Source organism: Sphaerisporangium sp. NPDC051011 (assembly GCF_040653595.1).
GTDB lineage: Bacteria > Actinomycetota > Actinomycetes > Streptosporangiales > Streptosporangiaceae > Sphaerisporangium.
Map to the genome: position 1 here is coordinate 372,972 of NZ_JBFAGG010000008.1, position 19,074 is coordinate 392,045.

General features: G+C 70.6%; 17 protein-coding genes, 1 tRNA gene and 1 pseudogene. 4 read left to right on the forward strand and 15 right to left on the reverse strand.

Annotated features, from left to right (window positions below; all coding sequences use genetic code 11):
• Positions 1-383: 383 nt before the first annotated feature.
• Together AB0H21_RS21220 and AB0H21_RS21225 are read right to left on the reverse strand one after the other, a co-directional pair.
• A complete protein-coding gene (locus AB0H21_RS21220) occupies positions 384-1,007 on the reverse strand; it encodes a hypothetical protein (protein WP_358518954.1) in 624 nt (207 codons plus the stop codon).
• A gap of 241 nt (positions 1,008-1,248) precedes the next feature.
• Complete coding sequence (locus tag AB0H21_RS21225; protein ID WP_358518957.1) at positions 1,249-2,547, reverse strand: M20/M25/M40 family metallo-hydrolase; 1,299 nt, start codon at positions 2,545-2,547, stop codon at positions 1,249-1,251.
• A gap of 341 nt (positions 2,548-2,888) precedes the next feature.
• Here AB0H21_RS21225 and AB0H21_RS21230 point away from each other — a divergent pair.
• Positions 2,889-2,974: transfer RNA gene (locus AB0H21_RS21230), tRNA-Leu, on the forward strand.
• A 694-nt stretch (positions 2,975-3,668) separates the two neighbouring features.
• Here the strand turns inward: AB0H21_RS21230 and AB0H21_RS21235 are convergent.
• From AB0H21_RS21235 to AB0H21_RS21285, 11 genes and pseudogenes are all read right to left on the reverse strand, one after another.
• Positions 3,669-4,643: pseudogene (locus AB0H21_RS21235) on the reverse strand (recombinase family protein); the annotation flags it as partial.
• Positions 4,644-4,961: 318 nt separating this feature from the next.
• The gene (locus AB0H21_RS21240; protein ID WP_358518960.1) at positions 4,962-6,161 is read right to left on the reverse strand and encodes a DUF3631 domain-containing protein; all 1,200 of its coding nucleotides are present in this window, start codon (positions 6,159-6,161) and stop codon (positions 4,962-4,964) included.
• Between the two features lie 32 nt (positions 6,162-6,193).
• On the reverse strand, positions 6,194-7,111 hold the full coding sequence (locus AB0H21_RS21245) for a bifunctional DNA primase/polymerase (RefSeq protein ID WP_358518963.1): 918 nt from the start codon (positions 7,109-7,111) through the stop codon (positions 6,194-6,196).
• Positions 7,108-7,350, reverse strand: coding sequence for a hypothetical protein (locus tag AB0H21_RS21250; RefSeq protein ID WP_358518966.1), 243 nt, complete (start codon positions 7,348-7,350; stop codon positions 7,108-7,110). The genes AB0H21_RS21245 and AB0H21_RS21250 overlap by 4 nt, the downstream gene beginning before the upstream one ends.
• A 23-nt stretch (positions 7,351-7,373) precedes the next feature.
• Positions 7,374-7,658 (reverse strand): hypothetical protein, encoded by a 285-nt coding sequence (locus tag AB0H21_RS21255; RefSeq protein ID WP_358518968.1) that lies wholly within the window; start codon positions 7,656-7,658, stop codon positions 7,374-7,376.
• Positions 7,659-7,893: 235 nt separating this feature from the next.
• Positions 7,894-10,227, reverse strand: a complete 2,334-nt coding sequence (locus AB0H21_RS21260; protein WP_358518971.1) for a hypothetical protein — start codon at positions 10,225-10,227, stop codon at positions 7,894-7,896.
• Between the two features lie 83 nt (positions 10,228-10,310).
• Positions 10,311-12,272, reverse strand: coding sequence for a hypothetical protein (locus AB0H21_RS21265; RefSeq protein ID WP_358518974.1), 1,962 nt, complete (start codon positions 12,270-12,272; stop codon positions 10,311-10,313).
• Positions 12,269-13,402: a hypothetical protein gene (locus AB0H21_RS21270; protein WP_358518976.1), complete on the reverse strand. Its 1,134-nt coding sequence runs from the start codon at positions 13,400-13,402 to the stop codon at positions 12,269-12,271. Before AB0H21_RS21270 ends, AB0H21_RS21265 begins: the two co-directional genes overlap by 4 nt.
• Entirely contained in the window at positions 13,399-13,791 is a 393-nt protein-coding gene (locus AB0H21_RS21275) for an RRQRL motif-containing zinc-binding protein (RefSeq protein ID WP_358518978.1), read from the reverse strand. Before AB0H21_RS21275 ends, AB0H21_RS21270 begins: the two co-directional genes overlap by 4 nt.
• Complete coding sequence (locus AB0H21_RS21280; RefSeq protein WP_358518981.1) at positions 13,791-14,327, reverse strand: WhiB family transcriptional regulator; 537 nt, start codon at positions 14,325-14,327, stop codon at positions 13,791-13,793. The genes AB0H21_RS21275 and AB0H21_RS21280 overlap by 1 nt, the downstream gene beginning before the upstream one ends.
• 105 nt (positions 14,328-14,432) lie before the next feature.
• The gene (locus tag AB0H21_RS21285) at positions 14,433-14,882 is read right to left on the reverse strand and encodes an RNase adapter RapZ (RefSeq protein ID WP_358518984.1); all 450 of its coding nucleotides are present in this window, start codon (positions 14,880-14,882) and stop codon (positions 14,433-14,435) included.
• Between the two features lie 436 nt (positions 14,883-15,318).
• Between AB0H21_RS21285 and AB0H21_RS21290 the strand changes: the two genes are divergently transcribed.
• The 3 genes from AB0H21_RS21290 (at position 15,319) to AB0H21_RS21300 (ending at position 17,265) form a co-directional block, all read left to right on the forward strand.
• Positions 15,319-16,083: a GntR family transcriptional regulator gene (locus tag AB0H21_RS21290; RefSeq protein WP_358518987.1), complete on the forward strand. Its 765-nt coding sequence runs from the start codon at positions 15,319-15,321 to the stop codon at positions 16,081-16,083.
• Between the two features lie 15 nt (positions 16,084-16,098).
• On the forward strand, positions 16,099-16,758 hold the full coding sequence (locus AB0H21_RS21295; RefSeq protein WP_358518990.1) for a YdcF family protein: 660 nt from the start codon (positions 16,099-16,101) through the stop codon (positions 16,756-16,758).
• A gap of 357 nt (positions 16,759-17,115) precedes the next feature.
• Positions 17,116-17,265 (forward strand): hypothetical protein, encoded by a 150-nt coding sequence (locus AB0H21_RS21300; protein ID WP_358518993.1) that lies wholly within the window; start codon positions 17,116-17,118, stop codon positions 17,263-17,265.
• A gap of 972 nt (positions 17,266-18,237) precedes the next feature.
• Here AB0H21_RS21300 and AB0H21_RS21305 read toward each other — a convergent pair.
• Both AB0H21_RS21305 and AB0H21_RS21310 read right to left on the reverse strand, forming a co-directional pair.
• The gene (locus tag AB0H21_RS21305; protein ID WP_358518995.1) at positions 18,238-18,429 is read right to left on the reverse strand and encodes a hypothetical protein; all 192 of its coding nucleotides are present in this window, start codon (positions 18,427-18,429) and stop codon (positions 18,238-18,240) included.
• 53 nt (positions 18,430-18,482) lie between these two features.
• Positions 18,483-18,812 carry a hypothetical protein gene (locus AB0H21_RS21310; RefSeq protein WP_358518998.1) on the reverse strand — a complete coding sequence of 110 codons (330 nt, stop codon included), beginning with the start codon at positions 18,810-18,812 and terminating at the stop codon, positions 18,483-18,485.
• Between the last annotated feature and the right edge of the window lie 262 nt (positions 18,813-19,074).

The following is a 19,074-nucleotide window of genomic DNA, read 5'->3' on the forward strand; positions in this document are numbered from 1 at the left end:
ACGTGCCGAGTGCCACCGCCCGGAATGGCATGCCGGGCGCGGGTCACGCACACGGTCGTGTGCGCCTTTCACGGGACGTCGGTCACCGGAAATCTCGGTTCAAAGCGGGATTTCGCCTGGTGGGACCGGAGATGCGAGGTACCCACCACAGGTGCGGCCACTGGTACCGCCGCCGGCCACCGTGACCACAGTGACCGTCGATGACCGTCGACGCGGATGCGGGAGATGACGCGTCACCCGCGCGGAGACCGCTCACAGCACTCCCGAAGAGTCGTCTCCGAGGCGTCACTCTCGTGAAGAGCCACCATCGAGGAGAGCTGTGATCTGCGGCGCGCTCCGCGACCGGCCGACCCCAGCGGGCCCGTACCGGCAGAGGGCGGGGATCAGTCGGGAGAGAAAGAGGGATCGTCCGCGGCTGTGCGGACGACGGGGGCGGGCGCACTCGCCGTGACGGCGGGCGCGACCACGAGCCGCGGGTCGAAGACGGACCGCGCGACGTCCCCCAGACCCGGCCCGAACGGGCCGGAACCACCACCCCGGGGCACGATGCCGTCGGCCCCCGCCGAGTGATCGGCGGTGGATGGCGTGGGATGTGCGGGCTTGGACTGGCTGGTGAGCCCGTCCACACTGCGTCCCGCCATCGCCCCGGCATCGGCCGAGGCGGTGTCGCTCACCGTGGGGAAACCGCCGGCCAGAGCCGGCCCGGAGGCGACAAGGGGTGCATGAGGTGGTGGCGCGAAGGCGGGACCGCGCGCCGCCGCCGACGTACCGGCGGAGGCGCCCGCCACGGCCTGGGAGCCCAGGACGTCCTGGCTCGCCACGACCGGGGAGACCTGGACGTCCTCGCCCGCGCGGCCGGCCGCGGCGACATGCCCCGAGGGGACGTGCGGCTCCGCGGACGCCGTGCCGGCGAGGCCGAAGAGCAGGCCGAGGACCCAGCCGACGGCGATCAGACCGCTGACGGCCAGCAGACGACCGAACCGGGAGCCGGCCACGAACCGTGCCATCCGGACTTCCCGCGTCGCGATCGTCTGAGCCCGATCGCCCGAAGCGGCCGCGGGCACGCACCGAGCCGCGGCGGGCGACTCGCCCACCCGCGGTCCCAGACCGGTGCGTGCCACGCGACCTCCCCGAACACCCTCGATCAGCCCAGCTTTCGCAGGGCTGATCGTGTGTACACCAACCCCTCAACGGAAAGTTACCGTATCAGCACGAGCAGTGAACGGCAAAGCGTTTCCCTGGAACCGGTCAGCACGCGTCCAGGAAGCGGTCAAGGACGCGCACGCCGAACTTGAGCGAGTCGATCGGCACGCGCTCGTCGATGCCGTGGAACATCCCGGAGAAGTCCAGGTCGGCGGGCAGGCGCAGCGGCGCGAACCCGAACCCGCGGATGCCCAGGCCGCTGAGCGCCTTGAGATCGGTGCCCCCCGACAGCGTGTACGGCACGGCCCGCGCGCCCGGATCCTCGGCGAGCAGGGAGTCCGCCATGGCCTTGACCAGCGGGCCCTCGAAGGCCGTCTCCAGCGAGATGTCGTGGTACACGAACTCCCTGGTGATGTTCGGCCCCATCAGCTCGTCGATGGTCGCGAAGAACTCCTCCTCGTACCCGGGCAGGAACCGCCCGTCCACATGCGCCGTCGCGACCTGCGGGACCACGTTCGCCTTGTAGCCGGCGTCGAACATCGTCGGGTTGGCCGTGTTGCGCAGCGTGGCCCCGATCATGCGGGCCAGCGGGCCGAGCTTCGCGGCCGCCGCCTCGGCGTCGTCGGCCTCCACCTCGATGTCGAACGCCTCCTTGAAGAAGTCGCGCACCGTCGGCGTCAGCCGGATCGGCCACTCGTACCGGCCGATGCGGCCCACCGCCTCGGCCAGCTCGGTGACCGCGTTCTCGCTGTTCAGCATGGACCCGTGCCCGGCGCGCCCGGTCGCCGTCAGCTTCATCCAGGCGATGCCCTTCTCGGCGGCCTCGATGAGATACAGACGGTTGCCCTCGCCCACCGAGACGCTGAACCCACCGACCTCGCCGATCGCCTCGGTGCAGCCCTCGAACAGCTCCGGATGCTCGGTCGCCAGCCACTGCGCCCCGTACGCGCCCCCGGCCTCCTCGTCCGCCGTGAACGCGAGCACGACGTCCCTCGGCGGCCTGCGCCCCTCGCTCAGCCGCTGACGCACCACCGCGAGGATCATGGCGTCCATGTTCTTCATGTCCACCGCGCCCCGACCCCAGACGCACCCGTCGGCGACCTCGCCGCTCAGCGGATGGTACTTCCAGTCGGAGGCGTTGAAGGGGACCACGTCGAGGTGCCCGTGAAGCACCAGCCCGCCGCGGCCGGGATCCTCACCCTCGATGCGGGCGATCACGCTCGCCCGCTTGCGATCACTCTCCAGGATGCGCGGCTCCAGCCCGACCTCCGCCAGTTTCCCGGCGACGTACTCGGCGGCCACCCGCTCCCCGGGGCCCGTGTTGTCCCCAGGATTTGTCGTATCTATGCGGATCAGGTCGCGGCACAGCTCGGCGACCTCATCCTCACCTTTGAACACGGACATGCGTGCTCCTTCGGTCCGGGTAGGGGCTGACCCCACCATCCTGCCGCCCGAACCCCTGTTCCCCCTACTCAGGCACCCCTCCCGCCCACGCGCCCACCCCCGCCGACCTGCCCGCGATCAGGTCCGTCCGCCGGCGACCACGCCCACCCATCCTCCCGCCCACCACCCGCGACCACGCTTACCTGCCCGCGACGCCCACAGCCCTCCCCGCCCCCGGGCTCTCGCGGACACGTCCCTCCGCCCCCGGCGGCCGCCCGGATTCGCGGTATGACGCACTGCCCGGAGTTTGCTAACCTGGTGCAGCCGACGCGGGAAGACACTCCCGCGTGCAGGCACCACTCGTCCGGGTGGCGGAATAGGCAGACGCGCTAGCTTGAGGTGCTAGTGCCCTTTACGGGGCATGGGGGTTCAAGTCCCCCCTCGGACACGTACCCTTGGCCGATGTTGTCCTGGTCAGCGCTCGCACTGACCAGGACTTTTCGCTTTCCGGGGTGGTAGGTCAACCGCACCCCCAACCCGGCATAGATCTTGGCCTTCCGCTCGGGATCGGCCTCATTCAGCACCCGGACGGCGTCCCCCAACTCCCGCAACATGACCGCCAGGCGCTCGTGGTCGAACTGAACGACCCGAACCGGCGGCATCCTTCGCAGCTTGTTCTCCGCCTCTGCTTTCCGGGCCTGTTCCTCCCTGATCCACCCCGCCACCACCGCGGGATCGGCCCCGGCCTCCAACGCGGCCCGATGCAGCGACAGCTTCCGATCGGAATCGGCTATCTGCCGCGTCAAGGCGGCCCCCTGGTCGCGGGGCGACGGGATGTCCCGTGCTCCCGCCAAGGTTCGGAGCGTGCGCTCCAGGTTGCCCGGGGCGAAGAGGCGTCCCAACCATTGATCGAGCCGCGGCACGATCACCGCTTCCCGTAGATACACGTTGCGCGGGTGCATGACGTGGTTGGCCAGGGCGTATTCCTCGGGAAAGCGGCACCGGTAGGACGGCGCCCCGTTCACCCACTGCCCTTGCATCCGGCGGTCACACAGCCCGCAGAACAGCAGCCCTCGGAGCTGGTAGGGCTTGGGAGTCCGCTTCCTGGTCTTGTCGGTGTGGCGGTCCCCCCGGCTCGCCAGGGTCGTTTGCACGGCCGTGAAGTCCTCGGTGCTGACGATCGGCGGGTGAGCGATGTTCTCCGACCACACCCACTGCTCTTGGGTGTTCCACCGCAGCTTGGTTGTGTGACCAAGCCCGACGTCGTCCACGTTCAAGAGGACCTCATCCTTACGCTGCCGGTTCCACACCTGGTGACCGGTGTAGCGCGGGTTGGTGAGGATGGCCCGGACCGCACTCTTGGACCACGCGACCCCGGGCCGGTGACGGTTGCGCTCGGGGTCGTGCGCCGACGGGCTCGGGATACCGTCGCGGGTGAGATCTTCCGCGATCGAGAACAGGCCATACCCCGACAGGAAGCATGCGAAGATCCGGGCCACCACCGGCGCGGCCTCCGGGTCGAGTTCCAAGCGGTGCAGGCGTCGGCCGTCAGCGGCCTTGGCCGGGTTGGGATGCGGGCCAGCGTCCCCCAGGCGGTAGCCGTACGGCGGGCGCCCTCCCAGGAACCGCCCTTCCATCTGAGCCTGGGCCGACATCGCGGTTCTCACCCGGATCTTGATCCGGTTGCGCTCCCCCTTGCTCATCCCGCCGAAGACGCTCATCACCAGGTCGTGCGCTTCGTTGGCCGGGTCGATCGGCCCGCCGACCTCGGGCACCCACAGCGGCACCCCGAAGTGCTCGAAGACCGGGAACGTCAGGCCGTACTGGTTGCCGTAGAACGCCCGATGCGGCTCGCCGATCACCACGGCGTCAAACCCCCGGTGCGGATCGCGCAGCTCAGCCAGCAGAGCCGACGCGCGAGGGCGGCGCTGCCAGGGGATCGAGCGGGACTTGTCCACGTCGAAGAACTCCGCCACGACTTCCCCGCCGCGAGGTTCGATCAGCGCCCGCGACCGGGTGATCTGCCAGGCCCGCGACGACTCGGGGTCCTGGTTGTCCTCGGTCGAGACCCGACCATAGAAGGCGAACCGCATCGTGTTCCTTTCGTCAGGCGGCATCGGACAGAGCGTGGCTTTGCATCTGTGCGTGAGCCTCCAACAGGATCTCCAGCAACTCCCCGGCGGCGTCGAGGGTCAACGTCGGAGGGCCGGACGGAAGCACTACACGAACATGATCCTTGGGGGCGGAAGCCATGTGTGTCCTTCCAAGAGCACGATAGGAGGCGTGGTCGAGGAGCGTGCGCCCACTTTTGAGGGGGGTAGCCGTACCAGCCGTACCAGCCTCGTTTTTGCTGGTCAGGGCTGGTACGGCTTGGTTGGTGGTACGGCTCAAGCCGTACCAAGATCGGTGGGTGGTACGGCTTGAGCCGTACCGGGCTACAAGCCGTACCGCGTCTGACCTGCGGCGTTGAGGCTGGTACGGCTGGTACGGCTCCCCCTCCCGAACGGGAGCACGTCCCCGGGTTCCGTCGTCGCCGGCGGGCCGTTTTCGGTGCTGTCGATGGGAGGGCAGTAGCGCGCCCAGGCGTCGGCGAAGTCCGCGCGCTGGTATCCCTTCGCCTGTCCGACGGGAGGCGGGAACCTGATCGTGTCCGATCGGATGTCGTACTCCCGTAGCAGGGCGCCCAGCTTCATGGCGGTGAGCCCTGCCGGTCCGTAGTCGGCCCATGGGGCTTCCGGATCGGCCTTGAGCCGTTCCAACAGGGTGGCGGTGGGCAGGGCGGTATCGGTCCGGAACGCGGTGCGGCAGTCCGTCAGCAGGCGGACACGGGGGGAGGGTTGGCCGTTGTCGTCGGCTTCGGCGGTCAGGGCGAGCACGGCGGCGCGGGCGCGTTCGGGCCAGTCTCCACCGGCGTGGTCGGCGACGACCACGAGAGGTTCCCAGGTGTCGGCGGCGCGGTCTTCCACGGGCATGGGGGGTTCGGCCTGCTCCAGCGCGGCCAGGTCGGCGCGCAGCCACGCGGACAGGTCGGCAGCGAGCTGGCGGAGGGCGGGGCGGTCGCGGCGGTGGCGGTAGGGGGCGACGGTTTCGCCGGGGCCGCGGCGGCGCATGCGGATGACGACGGCGCGGTCTTCGATGGTGTCGGGCATGGCGCCGATGCCGGCGAGCGCGGCCATGGCGAACGTCGGGATGGACTCGACTCGGCAGGTGTTGGCGTCGTACCGCTTGGCGGGCCGGTTGCGCTGGTGTCCCGCGTTGAGCAGGCCCCGCAAGTCCTCGTTGCCGTCCGCCTTCGGCCCGAAGATCGTGTCCGCCTCATCAACCAACATCGTGGGCGGGTCGTCGCTGATCGACCGGTAGACAGCGGCGGATGACGAGTTGACGGTGATGAACGGGTCGTGGCAGGTGGCTTCCACCACGTCGAGCAGCCGGGACTTTCCGCACCGCTTCTCCGGGGCGCGGATGACCAGGCGCGGGGCGTGTGCCCATGCGGGTTGGGCGTGGGTGGCTGCGATCCACAGCGTGACCGCGTCGGCGGCTTCGGGGGTGGGCAGGATCACGTATCGGGTGAGGGCGTCGCGTAGGGCGTCTAGCAGGGCCGCCCCGCGGCTTGCGGCGGGTTGGTGTGTGGTCATGTCGGGTTCTCCAGGGTGGGAGGCGGGGCGGGTCACGCGGCGATGGTTCGGGGGCGGCGGGCGCCGTTCTTGAGCCCGGATGCGATGGTGAGGCGGGTCTCGGACGGGGTGAGTCCGGCGTCCACCCCTCCCTGTCCAAGCAGCTCTTTGACCTCGTGCTCATCCAGCGCGCCGCCCGCCACGAGCTGGCCTAGCGCTGTCGCGGCAAGGTAGAGGGTCATGTTGCGCTGTCCGGTCGGCGCGGCGGCGATGCGGTCGAGTTCGCCGGTGATGGCGGCGCGCAGGAACGCGCCGCGCCGGTCGGCGGTCAGGGCGAGTTGCACCGGTTCGGCCTTCTGCCGGGGCGGGGGGACAAGACGCTTGGACAGCCAGGGGGGCAGCGGGGCGGGGGCAGCGTTGTAGATGACCTCGTAGGGGCCGGTGCCGTCGGGCAGGTCCACGAAGCTGCCCGGGGCGACGACGTAGCCGCCGGCGGCGCGGGTATCGATCAGCCATCCGAGCCCGTTGCCCTTGTCGCTCTCGGTGTTGCGCAGTTCGGGGCCGTCGGCAGGGGCGCTGTAGTACAGGTGGGTTCCGCCGCGGCGGGTGCGGACCTGGAAGGTCTCCAACGTCGGGAACGGCTCGCCGGCGCGCTCGCAGACCAGTGCCAGGACGTCGGCGCCGGTGGTGACGCCCGGCAGGTCGAAGGAAGGCGGGGGGCGAAGCCCCTCCTTCTGCTTGGGGGTGTCCAGGTCCAGCACCACCAGCCGGGACGGCCCGCACGCGATGCCGATGTTGAACGGGGCTCGGGCCCACCAGCGGCGGATGGTGTCGGGGTCGGTGGTGGCGCGGTCCTCCCAGGAGTCGAACCCGCGGGGTGGGACCTTGTCGCGGGGGGCGAGGGGGAAGACGCGCCAACCGCGGGCGGCGGCGGCCAGGGCGTAGGGCAGTGGTGCGGGCGGCGGTTTCACGAGGCGCGTTCCTCCGGGATGCGTGGGGTACCGGGGGCGGTGCAGGAGAGGGCGGCGCGGCGGGCGATGATCGCGGCGAGCACCTCGGCCGATCCCTCGCATTGGGGGTTGGCCAGGCAGCGCAGGGCCCATTCCACGGCGCCGGTCTGGGGGTCGGGCATGGGGTCGTGGTCGAGGTAGTCATCCAGGCCGCCGGGGCCGTGGATGGTTCGGGTGATCCAGTCGGACAGGCCGGTCATGACGGTTGGTCTCCTTCGGGGGTTCAGCGGACGTTGAGCAGGCGGGCGCCGGCGCGGGGGCGGCGGCCGGTGCCGGTGCAGGTGGGGCAGTAGCCGCGGCTGTGGGCGAAAAGCAGGCTGTAGCGGTAGCCGGTGCCGCGGCAGGGGCGGCAGCGGGTCTCGGGGTGGCGGGTCAGGGCGTGCCGGTAGCCGATCAGGGCGAGCGCGGCGGCCGGGGGGAACAGCAGGACGGCCAGGGCGGGAGAGATGTGCAGCGCGCCGGCGAGCGCGAGGGCGGCGAGCAGGGCGAGCGCGGCGATTTTCGGCATGGCGAATCACAGCCTTCGGCGGTGGTGGGGACGGCAGGGGTGTCCGGGTGTCCCGGGGGAGGGGTCTGCGGGCCGGTAACGCCGTCAGGGCGGGGGGGTGTGTCCCCCCGGACACCCCGGACGGGTCGATGTTTCGCCTGTTCAGGTGGCGTCCGGGGCGGACGTCCGGGGGGTGTCCGGGTGTCCGGGGGGCGTCGGACCCGGACGTCCGGGGGTCGTCCGGGGGGTGTCCGGGTCAGGCGGCGGGCCAGTCGGCGACCTCGGGCGGCACCGGCAGGTCACCGGAGGTGATCCGGTCGGCGGCGATGTGGAAGTCTTCGCGGTCGTATCCGCGGCGTTCCATACCGGCGCGGACGAACGCGCGCGGCAGGGTGGTGATACCGAGCGGGCGCAGCAGCGCGGACAGGGTGAGGGTGTCGGGTTTGGGGTTGCCGTCGTCGTCGAGGTCGGGCAGGAAGATGCCGAGCGCGGCGGCAAGGGCCTCGCTGTGAATGCGGGTGTCGGCGCCGAACGCGGTCAGGGCGCGGGCCACGATCTGCGGGAGGGGCCGGTCGTGCGTCGACTCGGGGGCCGATACGGGGATCTGCTGGGCTTGCAGGGTCGCGGTTCGGGGGTCGGGCCAGTCGGCGGCCGATGCCGTCGAGACGGCCGGGCTCTGGCCGTGGCGGGCGAGTTCGATCGGGTCGGCCCACTGTGAGGCGTCGTCGGCGCCGCCGGTGATCAGGGTCAGGCGTGCCGGGCGCACCGGAACCGGCGCGGCCGGTGCGGGGGTGGTCGCCGGCACCGCAGCGGGGATGGGGGCGTGCTGGGCGGGGTGGCCGTCGGCGGGGTGGGTGAGCGCGGGATCCCAGATGACCTCTCGTCCGCGGTCGTCGCGCATGCCCGGGAGGGGGATGGGTCGGGGGCGGGGCAGGTTTGCGCGCTCTTGCGGGGTGGAGAACAGCCAGCGCATCCGCTCATGCCGGGTGGCGTAGGCGATGCCCGCGGCGGCTTTGCTGGGCGGGTCGAGGTCGGGCCGGGTGCGGCTGATCGACAGGGATGCGGGGTGGATGTCGCGGCGGGGTTTGGTGTACCAGGCTTTCCAGGCGCGGATCTCCTCGTTGGCGAAGACCTTGAGGAAGCCGGATCCGGGGCCGGCCAGGTCGGCGACGGTGGGGCCTTGCGCGTAGTCGTACAGGTAGTCGATCTCCTTTTGCCTGCCACCGGCCATGATGATCCGGTTGTGGAACAGCGCGAGCAGATCGGTAGAGACGGTGTCGGAGGTGGAACGCAGCGCGGAGACCAGGAGCTGGCAGGCTCCTTCGCGGCCGATGCGCGCGACTTCTTCCACGTGCTTGCGGATCAGCTTTTGCGCGGGGTCACGGATGGTGGGGGACAGGATCTCAAAGCCTTCGTCCAGGATCGTGGTGATCTGGGGGACGTCGGGGCCGATGGGCAGTAGCTGGGAGTCGGCGTCCATGCGGCGCCGTGAGTAGGCGGTTTTGCGTTCCTTGGTGATGTCCACCTGCGCGGCGGCCATCAACAGGGCCTCTTCGGGACAGGGCGCGGCCCAGTCGACGGCGGGGCGTTCGGTCTGGCCGTCGAGCCAGGGGCGTAGCCAGGGCTGGGAGACGCCCCCGCCGTTGAGGTCCATGTGCCAGACCAGGCCATCGACGCACCGGCCCAGCTCCAGGGTGATGGTGTGCAGGGTGCCGGTCTTGGCGCTGCCGGTGGTGCCGACCACGATGGTTCGCGGCTGGCGGACCTGAAGGTGGGCGGGGGTGCCGTCGCGGTATTCGCCGATGGTGATCCCGGCGTTGACGGATCGGGGGGTGTAGTCGCCGGGGTGGTCCAGGTCTTGGGCCAGCCGGTTGACGGTGGCCACGTGCATCCACACCGTGCCCCGAAGGTCGCCTTCCACGAATTCGATGCCGCAGCCTTTGGGGAGGCGGGCGTCGTTGGCCATGCCCTCGGCGGCGTTGGTCAGCCGGTTGACGGTCGCCCCGCCGGGCGGCAGCAGGATCAGGAAGCTGTACCCGGTTTTGGTGGGCCATTCCTGCACGTCTTCGATCTGCACGCGCAACCGGCCACAGCACCGGTGGATGCGGTCGGACCATTCGGCGGCCAGTTCGGCGTACCGGCGCGGCACCAGCGCCCCGCCCTGCCCCGCATCCGATTGAGCGGCCGGGCGGGCGGGGTGAGCGCGACGGCCCAGCGGGGACAGAAGCCCGGCGGTAAGAGCGCCGATGCCGAGAGCGGCCCAGGTGTTGAGCGTCCACGGGCTGTTGATCAGGGTGTAGGTCCACCAGCCGCCGGCGCCGATCCAGCAGCCGAGCCGGTAGAAGATCGCGGTGGGGGTGCGGTCGTGGTGGGCACCGGCCACCACCGCGCCGAGCACTCCGGCGCCGGTGGCGATGCCGGCCCAGATCGGATCCAGCGCGGTCACATCGCCCACCGTGGCCAGGGCGGCAAGCGCGAGGGTGCCTTGGACGGTCGCCGAGACCGGGCCGCGGGGCTTGAGCGACCAGTCAACAGGCGGTGCAGCGCTGGTGCCGGGTTTGGTGCCGCGGGTGGTCGTGGTGGTGCCCACCGGATGTCACGCTCCTCTCAGATCAGCGGGGGTGGCGGGGGCGCCGGGCCGGGCGGGCAGGCACCGGCCCGGCGCGAGCCGGGTCAGCGGCGGCCGGCGTCCCACAGCGGTTCGTTGGTGCGCGGGGCCTCGCCGCGCTGGAGGTCATCGGCGTGGATGCGGCGGAACAGCACCGCGACCTCTTCGGCGACCGGAACGAGCTGGGCAAGGCCCTGGTAGAGCTGGTGCATGGCCTCCACCACGATCGGGTTGATCGGGTAGTCGCCCTGAAGGCGCATCACGTAGGTCCGGATCGACATGGCGATGTTGGCCGGGACCTGGTGCAACTGGTCGAGCTCGCGGGCCACGGTCCACATGTCGGCCGGGGCGTGCGCGGCGGCGGCGGAATTGACTTCGGCGGCAGCGGCCACCAGCGGGAACGCGGTCATGGTCTGAGCACTCCTGAAGATGTGTGGGGCGGATGGGCTGGTGTAGGGCCGTCGCCAACGCGGGTCACGGCCCGTCGTGCTCGTCTCGGTCTCGGTCGTCGTCTCGGTCGTGTTCTGGGTCGTGGTGGTGGGGTCCTCCTGACTGCCGGTGGTGTCGGTGGTGGTCTGGTCGGCCTGCCCCGGGGTGCTCTTGCGGAAGAAGTGGAGTTCCGTCCCGCACGGGCACAGCACCATGCGGGCGTTGACCCCGGCGGGCAGGGTGATCCGGTACGTCCGGCCGCATCCGGCACAGGTGGCGGTGCCGGTGACGGTCGATTCCTCGGCGTCCGGCGCCCCCGCCGCGGCCTTGTCGTCCTTGCCGTCCTTGGTGTCCTCGGCGGTCTCGGCGTTCGGGGTGGCGGTCTGGTCGGGCTCCGCGGTGCCGGTATCGGCCTTGGCGTTCTTGCGGTGGCGGCGCCACCAGGCGGTCAACCATGCCACCAGCGCGACCGCCCCGGCGGTCATCTCGGCGTCCCAGCGGCGTGCCCCGGCGCGGGCGGCAAGCGCGGCGCGGCGGGCGTGCCGGAATCCGGTGGCGGTGCGGGCGGCGGCCCACGCGGTCGAGGCGCGGCGGCCGGTCCGCCGGTCGGCCCACGCCCCCGCCCGCCGCGCCCCACGGACGGCCCCACGGACGGCACCGCGGACCGCGGCCTCACCCACGCGGCGCACCCGCCCCCGTCGATCGCTCGCGGCGTCGGCGGACCGGGCGCCGTCGGCGGACGCCCGGCGGGCGCGGCGGCGCCGCGCGCCGTTCACCAGCTCGCGGGCTCCGGCGGTCATCTCGGCGTCCCAGCGGCGCGCACCGTGCCCCATCGCGCGGCCGACGTTGCGCAGGTGGCGGGCGCCTTGGCGGGTGGCGTGCATCGCCCTGCCGGTCGCACGTCCACCGGCGCCCCGCACACCGTGCCCACCACCGGCCGCCCCACCGGACGCGCCGCGGCGGCCGGCGCGCCGGTGCCCGCCCGCGGACGACCGGCCGCGCGGCATGCTCGGACCGGATGCCGGACCGGCCGCGCGTCCGCCACGCCCGGCGGCGCGGCCGAAGGAGCGGAACGCGGCCGGCGTACCACGGTCGCGGCCGGTCCGGTGCGGGCGCGCGGACGGTCCGCCGAACCACGCCCCGGACCGTCCACCGCCCCGCGTTCCGGCGCGGCCAGGGGATGCGGTCGCGGTCTCGCGGGGCGCCCGTCGCTCGCGGCGGGGCCGGGCGGCGCGCGCGGGCCGGTCGTCGCGGCGGCGGCGCCACCGGGCGTAGGCCATCGCCCCGCCCCCGGCGGTAAGGGTGGTCGCGCCTGCGGCAAGGCCCCACACCCCGCCCGCCTGATACAGGCCGGCGAGCAGGGCGGCGGTAGCCGACAACCCGCCCACGGCCAGATGCGCAGCGGGCATCCCCTCGCGGCCTTCCTCGGCGTCGTCGTCGGCACCCGCGTCGGCGCCGTTGCCGGGGTCGGCGTGCGCAGCGTGCGGCGTCTCGGCGGTCGTGTGGTCGGGGGCAGGGGGCGGGGCGTCGTGCTGGGGCGGCTCGGGTGCGGGAGCGGCGGGCGTCTGGTCTTCGGCGGTGGTGGATTTGGCGGTCACGGGTGGTCACCTCCTTCGGTGTGCGCAGGGGTCTGCGTACGGGCCGGGTCGGCGTCCGTACGGGGCTGGTCGGTGCCGGGTGTACGGGTGGTGAGGGCCGTACGGGGCTGGTCGCCGATCACGCTGAGCCGGGCTTCCCGGACGGCCTTTTCCACCCAGGACCGGCTACGTCCGGCGTGTCCCATCAGCGCGGGATAGTTGGGTTCCCACCGGTCACGGCGCCCGGCGGCGGAAAGGATCTGCTCGCGGACCTCGGAGATGAACACCTCGCGGTCCATCGGCGCGGGCGGCTGGTCGGTCTCCGTACGGGGGGGGTCGTCCGTACGGTCAGTACCGGACGGGTCCGTACGGGGGGCGTCCGTACGGGTTTGCTCCGTACGGGGTCCGGGGCGTACGGACAGCGCCCGTACGGCGTCACGGAGGTCGGCTTCCACGGCGGCCAGGGCGCCGGTGAACTCTGCGCGGACCTCGGCGACCAGCGCGTCCCGATCGATCGGCGGCGCGGCCGGTTCGGCGGGTCCGGCCGGTTCGGTGTCGGCCAGTTGGGCGGCGGCTTGGCGGCAGGCGGTCTGCACGGCTTGGCTGATCTGGTGGCCCAGCAGGGTCACGGCTTCGGTCGCGCACAGCACCATGACCGGCGGCACCGAGTGCAGCAGGATCGATGCCGGGTCGAGTACTTCCCACGCTGACCAGGTGTTCATGGCGTAGGTGGCGGCCAGCGCGGCCCACTTGGTGCCCCGGATCCATCCGCCCGGCTTGACCTGGTAGCGGGCGATGACCTGTTCCCCGATCAGGGTGGCGATCAGGATCAGCGACACCATCGGGTCCAGCAGCCACGCCGACCACCACCCCGCATCCTCCCGCGAGGCGTCGCCGGCGGCGAAGTGTTGGACGTTGACCGCGGTGAAGGCCAGCCCCATCACGATCGCGACCCACGACAGCCGGTAGACCCAGCCGCGGAGCCGTTCGATGCGCAGCGCGACGACGTCGGGGTCCACCTGGAAGGCGCGCACGTCGGCGGCCTCGCGGGCGGCGGTGGCGAGCTTGACGGCCTTCTTGGAACCGCCACGCGGCGCGACACCGGCGACACCGGCCACCGGGTGCCACAACGCCGATCCAGCGGCCATCACGCGGCCCTCCTTTCTGAGGTCTCGGCGCAGTCCAGGCAGACGCCGAGATGGCGGGGCAGCACGTAACCGGCGTCGGTCTTGCAGTCCGGGCAGGTACGGCGGGCGGCAAGGGCCTTGGCGAGTGCTTGGAGCTGGGCGGGGGTGGCGGTGCGCTTGGGCAGGGCAAGGCGCTGGTCGTAGAGGTAGGCGGCGCGGACCCCGCCGCGGGCGTGGTAGCGGCGCGAGCGCCATAACACCTGTCCCTGCACGTACTGACCGCCGGGGCGAAGCCCGCGCGCGGTGAGCTGGCGGACGGTGAGCAGGTGCGGCGGTGCCATCCGCCACGGCCACGTCGGGATGCCGTAGCGGGCGCCGGTGGGGTCGAAGAACGCGGCACGCATGCGGCCCATCACGCCACCTGCCCCAGCTCGACCAGCGCCCCCGAAAGCGCGGTGATCTCGGCGGTGGTACGGCCGGCCCACACCCCGGTGTCGGGGGCGGCGGCCAGGGCGTAGGGCAGGCACAGCGCCCGGACCGGACAGTCCTCGCACACCTCGCGGGCCACCTGCACGCGCGCCGCCCGCTGCGCGGGGGTCTCGGCGTGGGCGGGGCCGGTGTGCAACTGCGGGTCGTAGACGCACCCGGCGCCCTCGCCCAGCGCACCGGGCGTTCCGGTGGTGGCGAGCGTCGCGGGGTGCGGGGCGGTGAAGGTGGCGCCGTAGGTGCCGGCGGCGGCGCGGGCGCGGGCGGTCACGGTGGCCAGGTCATCCCCGGCGGCGCACACCTTGACCATGCGGCCTTGGTAGCGCTCCACCGCGGCCCACACCGGCTCACCGGTGAGGCGCGCCGACTGGCGAAGCTGCGGGGTGACCGGCTCCACGGCCACCACGTGCGCGGAGGTGCCCGCGGCCGGGCGGACGCTGGGCAGGCGGACGGGATTTGCCATGATGGCGAGTGCTCCTTGACTGCTCATACGAGGTGGGAGGGGAGACGGCCGGGGCGGCTTCGGGTCTTGGCGGAAACGAGCCGCCCCGGCAGAGACAAGAAGGAGTTACGGGCGGGACGCGGCGATGGCCGCGGTGGTGCGCTGGATGACCGGCTTGCCGACGTCGCGGTGCCGGACCACGGTCACGACCCCGACTTCGCGGAAACCGGCGGCGATGGCCTCGGCCATGGCGACGCTGCGGTGCCGGCCACCGGCGCAACCGACCGCGACCTTGACCGGCTCGTCGTGGTCTCCGGGGAGATCGAACAGCAGGCACCAGACGAACAGCACAGCGTTGCCGACCTGCCCGGCGGCGCCCGGGGTGGCCAGCACGTGAACCCGAACCGCCTCGTCCAGGCCGGTCAGGTGCCGCATGGCCGGGTCATGGTGCGGGTTGCGCAGGTGGCGGCGCGCGTCGATGGTGAGATCGGCCTCCGGCGCCGGGCCGTGCCCGTAGCCGAACGACTCAACCACCACCTCAACGCGGCCAGAGGGGGAGTGGACCAGGGCCGTCATCGGGCCACCCCCGTACCGCCACATCCACCGCAGTAGATGGGACCGACCGGCGGGTTCCAGATCTCACCGGTGCCGTTGCAGTGCAGACACTGGGACATGATGGGTGTAGCTCCTTTGCTAGAGGAGTCCAGGGACGGCCCATGTCTTGGCGGATGGGGGCCGTCCCGCTGTCTGCGCAGGGGCGTTTCCCCTGCTAGAACCGCCTTTTCAGTGGGAGGCGGCAGCCCGGATGCGGTTTTCAAAGAGCAAGCGCGACAGCCCGTTGGCGTGCGGCTTGCGCCGCCTTCCCAGTTCTTCCGGCTGCACTCGATTAGAGCTGGCTCTATTACGCCTGAACCTGCGGAGCTTGTCAATAGAGCCGGTTCTATTGTCACGAAGCCGCTGGATTGGCCGATAGCGCTACCCTTATGAGTGGGTGCGAAGTGGAGGGGATCAGATGGCTGTCGGCTACCGTGAGCTGGCCGAAGTGCTGCGCGAGGGCATCCGGCGGGGTGACTACCCAGCGGGGAAGACTCTGCCGAAACAGGAGGAGATTGCCGAGCAGTACGGCGTCAACATCAAGACCGTCCGCCAGGCCGTGCGGCTGCTAGAAGCCGAAGGACTCGTCACGCCAGTACGGCGTAGGGGGACCGTCGTCCGGGAGCGGCCCCCCATGAAGCGGTTGGGCGTCGAGCGTTACGCCAAGAGCAAGTGGAAGTTCGGCCTTGTCGCGTTCGCTGCCGATCGAGAGGCGTCTGGGCGCGCCTGGAGTCCGACCGACCAGACGCAGACGGTTCGGTTGGTCGACGCAGACGCCGAAGTGATTGAAGCGTTCGGCCTCTCAGCAGGCGCGCAGGTCTACGAGCGAGCACGGCTCGTCAAAGAAGGAGACTCACCCACGCACACGCTGACGAGTTACTACCGGCCCGAAGATGTGCAGGGGACCCCTCTCGTTGATCCCACGCCTGGACCCGCCGGCCGCGGGGGAGGGTTCGCCGTCCTGACGCTTCAGGGCTTGGAGCCGGACAGCATGACCGAGACGATCCACGCACGAATGCCCACGCCGGACGAAGCGGAAATGCTCCAGTTGCCCGCCGGTGAGCCGGTCATGATTCTTCGGCGGCGCACCTTCACGCGTGAGGGGCGATTGGTCGAATTCGCTCGGGGCGTTCACGCCGCGTCCCGCTTCGCGTGGTCGTACACGTTCAAGATTCCCGACTGAGGAGAGGGCAGGGCCATGACCCCCACTGCTCTTGTACCCGATGCCCTCCGGGCCGACGTCGAGACCCTGTGGGACTACCACAACATGCATCACGTCGTTCGACCCTCGGACGTCGGCATTGGCCTCGGAAGTCATGACCTCGGGGTGGCCACTTGCGCTGCTGATCTCTACCAGCAGGGCATGTTCCCGCTGATCGTGTTCACGGGTGCCAACGCCCCCACCACGGTCAGCAGATTTCCCCGTGGCGAGGCCGTCCATTATAAGGAACACGCCGTCAAACTCGGCGTTCCCGCTGACGCCATCTTGGTCGAGCCTCACGCGACCAACACGGGGGAGAACTTCACATGCACCCGCGCCCTCCTAGAGCAGCACGGAATCACCGTCGCGTCAGCGGTCCTCATCTGTCGGCCGTACCAGCAGCGACGTGCCTACGCGACGTGCCAGAAGTTGTGGCCCGAGGTCGAGGCGATGTGTGCGTCGCTCCCGCTGTCGCTCGATGACTACGTGCGGAGCATCGGAGATGTAGACCGGGTAATCAATATGCTGGTAGGCGACACCCAAAGGATCACCGAATACGCCAAGAAGGGCTTTGCTGTTGAGCAGCCATACCCGGATGAGGTCGATGCCGCATTTCGGCGACTAGTTGCCGCCGGGTATACGAGCCGACTCATTTGAGCAGCGATGCGCGTACTTGTGGACGAGCTGTGGCGGGCATGACCGAGCGCGGGCCGGTGGACCGGCCGGTGGTGGTGCGGTCGCTGCAGCAGTACATGGACATGTACGGCGACCGGGTGCCGTACGGGTACCTGTACGACGACCTGCGCACAATGGTGGAGGTGGTGCTACAGCCATTAACCCCGACAAACATCACTGAGAACCGGGCCCTTGGCTTCCTGGTCAAGGGCTTTCTTGGTTTGCCCGCACACTTGAGGGAGCGTGATCTACGCTGGAGTCGTGGCAGGACGGGTGCAGCGCAGGAGGGGCGACGGCCCTCGGCGCTCTCAGCGTGCCGTGATCCTGTCCGCTCTCGCGATGCTGTTCAGCGTGGCTGCAAACTTCCCGGATCTCCCCACGTGGCCGCAGATCGTATGCGGAGTGGCCGCCTGCATCAGCGCAGGTGCCCTGGCTCGCGACCAGCTCGCCGGAAATATCATGAAGAATCTTGCGTCAAAAAAAATCTGAGCGACCAAAGTCAGGTACGTTAAGAGGTTCTCTGATCGCTGATCAGCCCCGGTGCAGAGCGGTAAGACGACGGGATCGGTGATCGATCGTCGCCGCTTCCGAGCATCTGCGTCGCATGCGCGTCGCGGCGGGGGGTAACGGATCTCGGAAGTGAACGTGTTGCCAGCTCAGGTGGGCAATCACGAGGAGTTGGACAGGGCTCTGTAAAACCGTCGGCTCAGGCTGTCCAGGGTCCGCCACCGAGCCGCCGGGCAGCGCCGGTTTCCCAATCCGTTCCCACAAACGGCATCTGCGCGTCGCAGGCGCGACGACGTCGCAGGTCAACCGCGTGAGGTGGCGCTGATGAGGCTTTCTCTACGGATCAGGTGGTCTCCAGCCACGGGTCTAGCTGAGGCCCCAGAAGATGGGAGAACGGTTCAAGTCCCCCCTCGGACACGTACCACCATAGAAGCGCCGGGTTTCTGACCTGGCGCTTCTTGCGTTCCACGCCATGGGGTTCAATACGGCAGCTTGAGAAACCGCTGGTCAGCGCCATAGGGGTTCAAGTCCCCGTGTATGCGCTCAGAGCAGGAGTGCCCGGCGTGTCGGCGGTCAGGATCTTGGACTTGCGTTGAACCGGAGGAACTCGGTGATGCGGAGGGCCCGCATCATGGCGGCTGCGGGTGCGGGGAGGTCGCGGAGCCCGTCGGGGCCTCGGCGGCGTGGTTCGGTCAGCGTGTGGCGCTTGCCCGCGCGGGTCATTTCGCCGGTTCCTGCCGTCAGAAGGTTCTGTGCCCATTGCGCGTTCTCGTTGCAGGCGAGGGCGACGATAAAGCCGTTGCCGGTGCGGTAGGCCCGGACGAGGGTGTCGTAGAGGCGGCCGGTCTCCCGGCCCTGATGGTGGAGTACCGCGAGGGGCGGTAGGCGGCGGGCGGCCGGCTTCAGCAGAGGGTTGAGGCGTTTCGACAGGGCCCGTCATGCGGGTGAGGGCGGTCATGGCGTGGGTTCTCCGGTGGGCGGCTGGAGGTCGACGGCGACGGCGCGCAGGAACACCCGGGCGAACTCCTGGTGGGTGGTCGCGATGTCGGGGAGGGCGACTTGAGGGACGTTCTCCAGGGTGGGCCGGGTGAGGAAGTGCATGAGCATGGGGCCGATCATCTGCTGGAGCAGCAGGAGCGGGGGCATCGGTTGGATGCGTCCGGTGTCGACTTCGCGGGCGAGCCAGGTGCCGAGCGCGGTCAGCAGGCATGGGGCGTAGCGGGCGGCGAGGCCGGGGAAGGGGCGCCGGTAGGGCGGGCGAGGACTTCGGCGAGGACGGCGGGCATGATGCGGGGTTCGCGGGTGAGGGCGTGCGCAGGCGTCCGGTAGATCTCTCCGACGGTGGCGGCCAGGTCGTGACCGGCACCGGCCAGGGTCTGTTCGATGTCCAGGAGCGGGCTGTGCCGCTCGTAGATGGCGTGGAGTAGGTCATCGCCTCCGCCGAACACCCCGCACAGGCTGTGCACGGAGCAGTCGGCGCGGACGGCCACGGCCTCCAGGGTGAGGGCTGCGAGGCCTTGTTCGCTCAACGCCCCCTCGACATCGCCGACTTCGTCTTACGAGCTATACTTACCGACCCCACCGCACTTGCAAACGTCCGAGGCCAGAGCACCACTCTCGCCAAGACCCAAGAATCCCGCCCTACGCTCCCTTCCTAAGCTAACCCCGGCTACACCGATTAGCATGGGCCTAAAGTGGCTCTTCAACTTTGAGGGGGATGCCTCGCCTTATGCCGCTGGGTTGATCATGTGATGTGTGCATGCCAACCGTACGCGGCGGCGCTGGTTGTTG

Coding starts and splice junctions, on each gene's coding strand:
- AB0H21_RS21220 (WP_358518954.1), bottom strand. CDS start 1,007: ATGGCACGGTTCGTGGCCGGCTCCCGGTTCGGTCGTCTGCTGGCCGTC.
- AB0H21_RS21225 (WP_358518957.1), bottom strand. CDS start 2,547: ATGTCCGTGTTCAAAGGTGAGGATGAGGTCGCCGAGCTGTGCCGCGAC.
- AB0H21_RS21240 (WP_358518960.1), bottom strand. CDS start 6,161: ATGACCACACACCAACCCGCCGCAAGCCGCGGGGCGGCCCTGCTAGAC.
- AB0H21_RS21250 (WP_358518966.1), bottom strand. CDS start 7,350: ATGACCGGCCTGTCCGACTGGATCACCCGAACCATCCACGGCCCCGGC.
- AB0H21_RS21255 (WP_358518968.1), bottom strand. CDS start 7,658: ATGCCGAAAATCGCCGCGCTCGCCCTGCTCGCCGCCCTCGCGCTCGCC.
- AB0H21_RS21275 (WP_358518978.1), bottom strand. CDS start 13,791: ATGGGCCGCATGCGTGCCGCGTTCTTCGACCCCACCGGCGCCCGCTAC.
- AB0H21_RS21280 (WP_358518981.1), bottom strand. CDS start 14,327: ATGGCAAATCCCGTCCGCCTGCCCAGCGTCCGCCCGGCCGCGGGCACC.
- AB0H21_RS21285 (WP_358518984.1), bottom strand. CDS start 14,882: ATGACGGCCCTGGTCCACTCCCCCTCTGGCCGCGTTGAGGTGGTGGTT.
- AB0H21_RS21290 (WP_358518987.1), top strand. CDS start 15,319: ATGGCTGTCGGCTACCGTGAGCTGGCCGAAGTGCTGCGCGAGGGCATC.
- AB0H21_RS21295 (WP_358518990.1), top strand. CDS start 16,099: ATGACCCCCACTGCTCTTGTACCCGATGCCCTCCGGGCCGACGTCGAG.
- AB0H21_RS21300 (WP_358518993.1), top strand. CDS start 17,116: ATGCTGTTCAGCGTGGCTGCAAACTTCCCGGATCTCCCCACGTGGCCG.
- AB0H21_RS21305 (WP_358518995.1), bottom strand. CDS start 18,429: ATGCCCCCGCTCCTGCTGCTCCAGCAGATGATCGGCCCCATGCTCATG.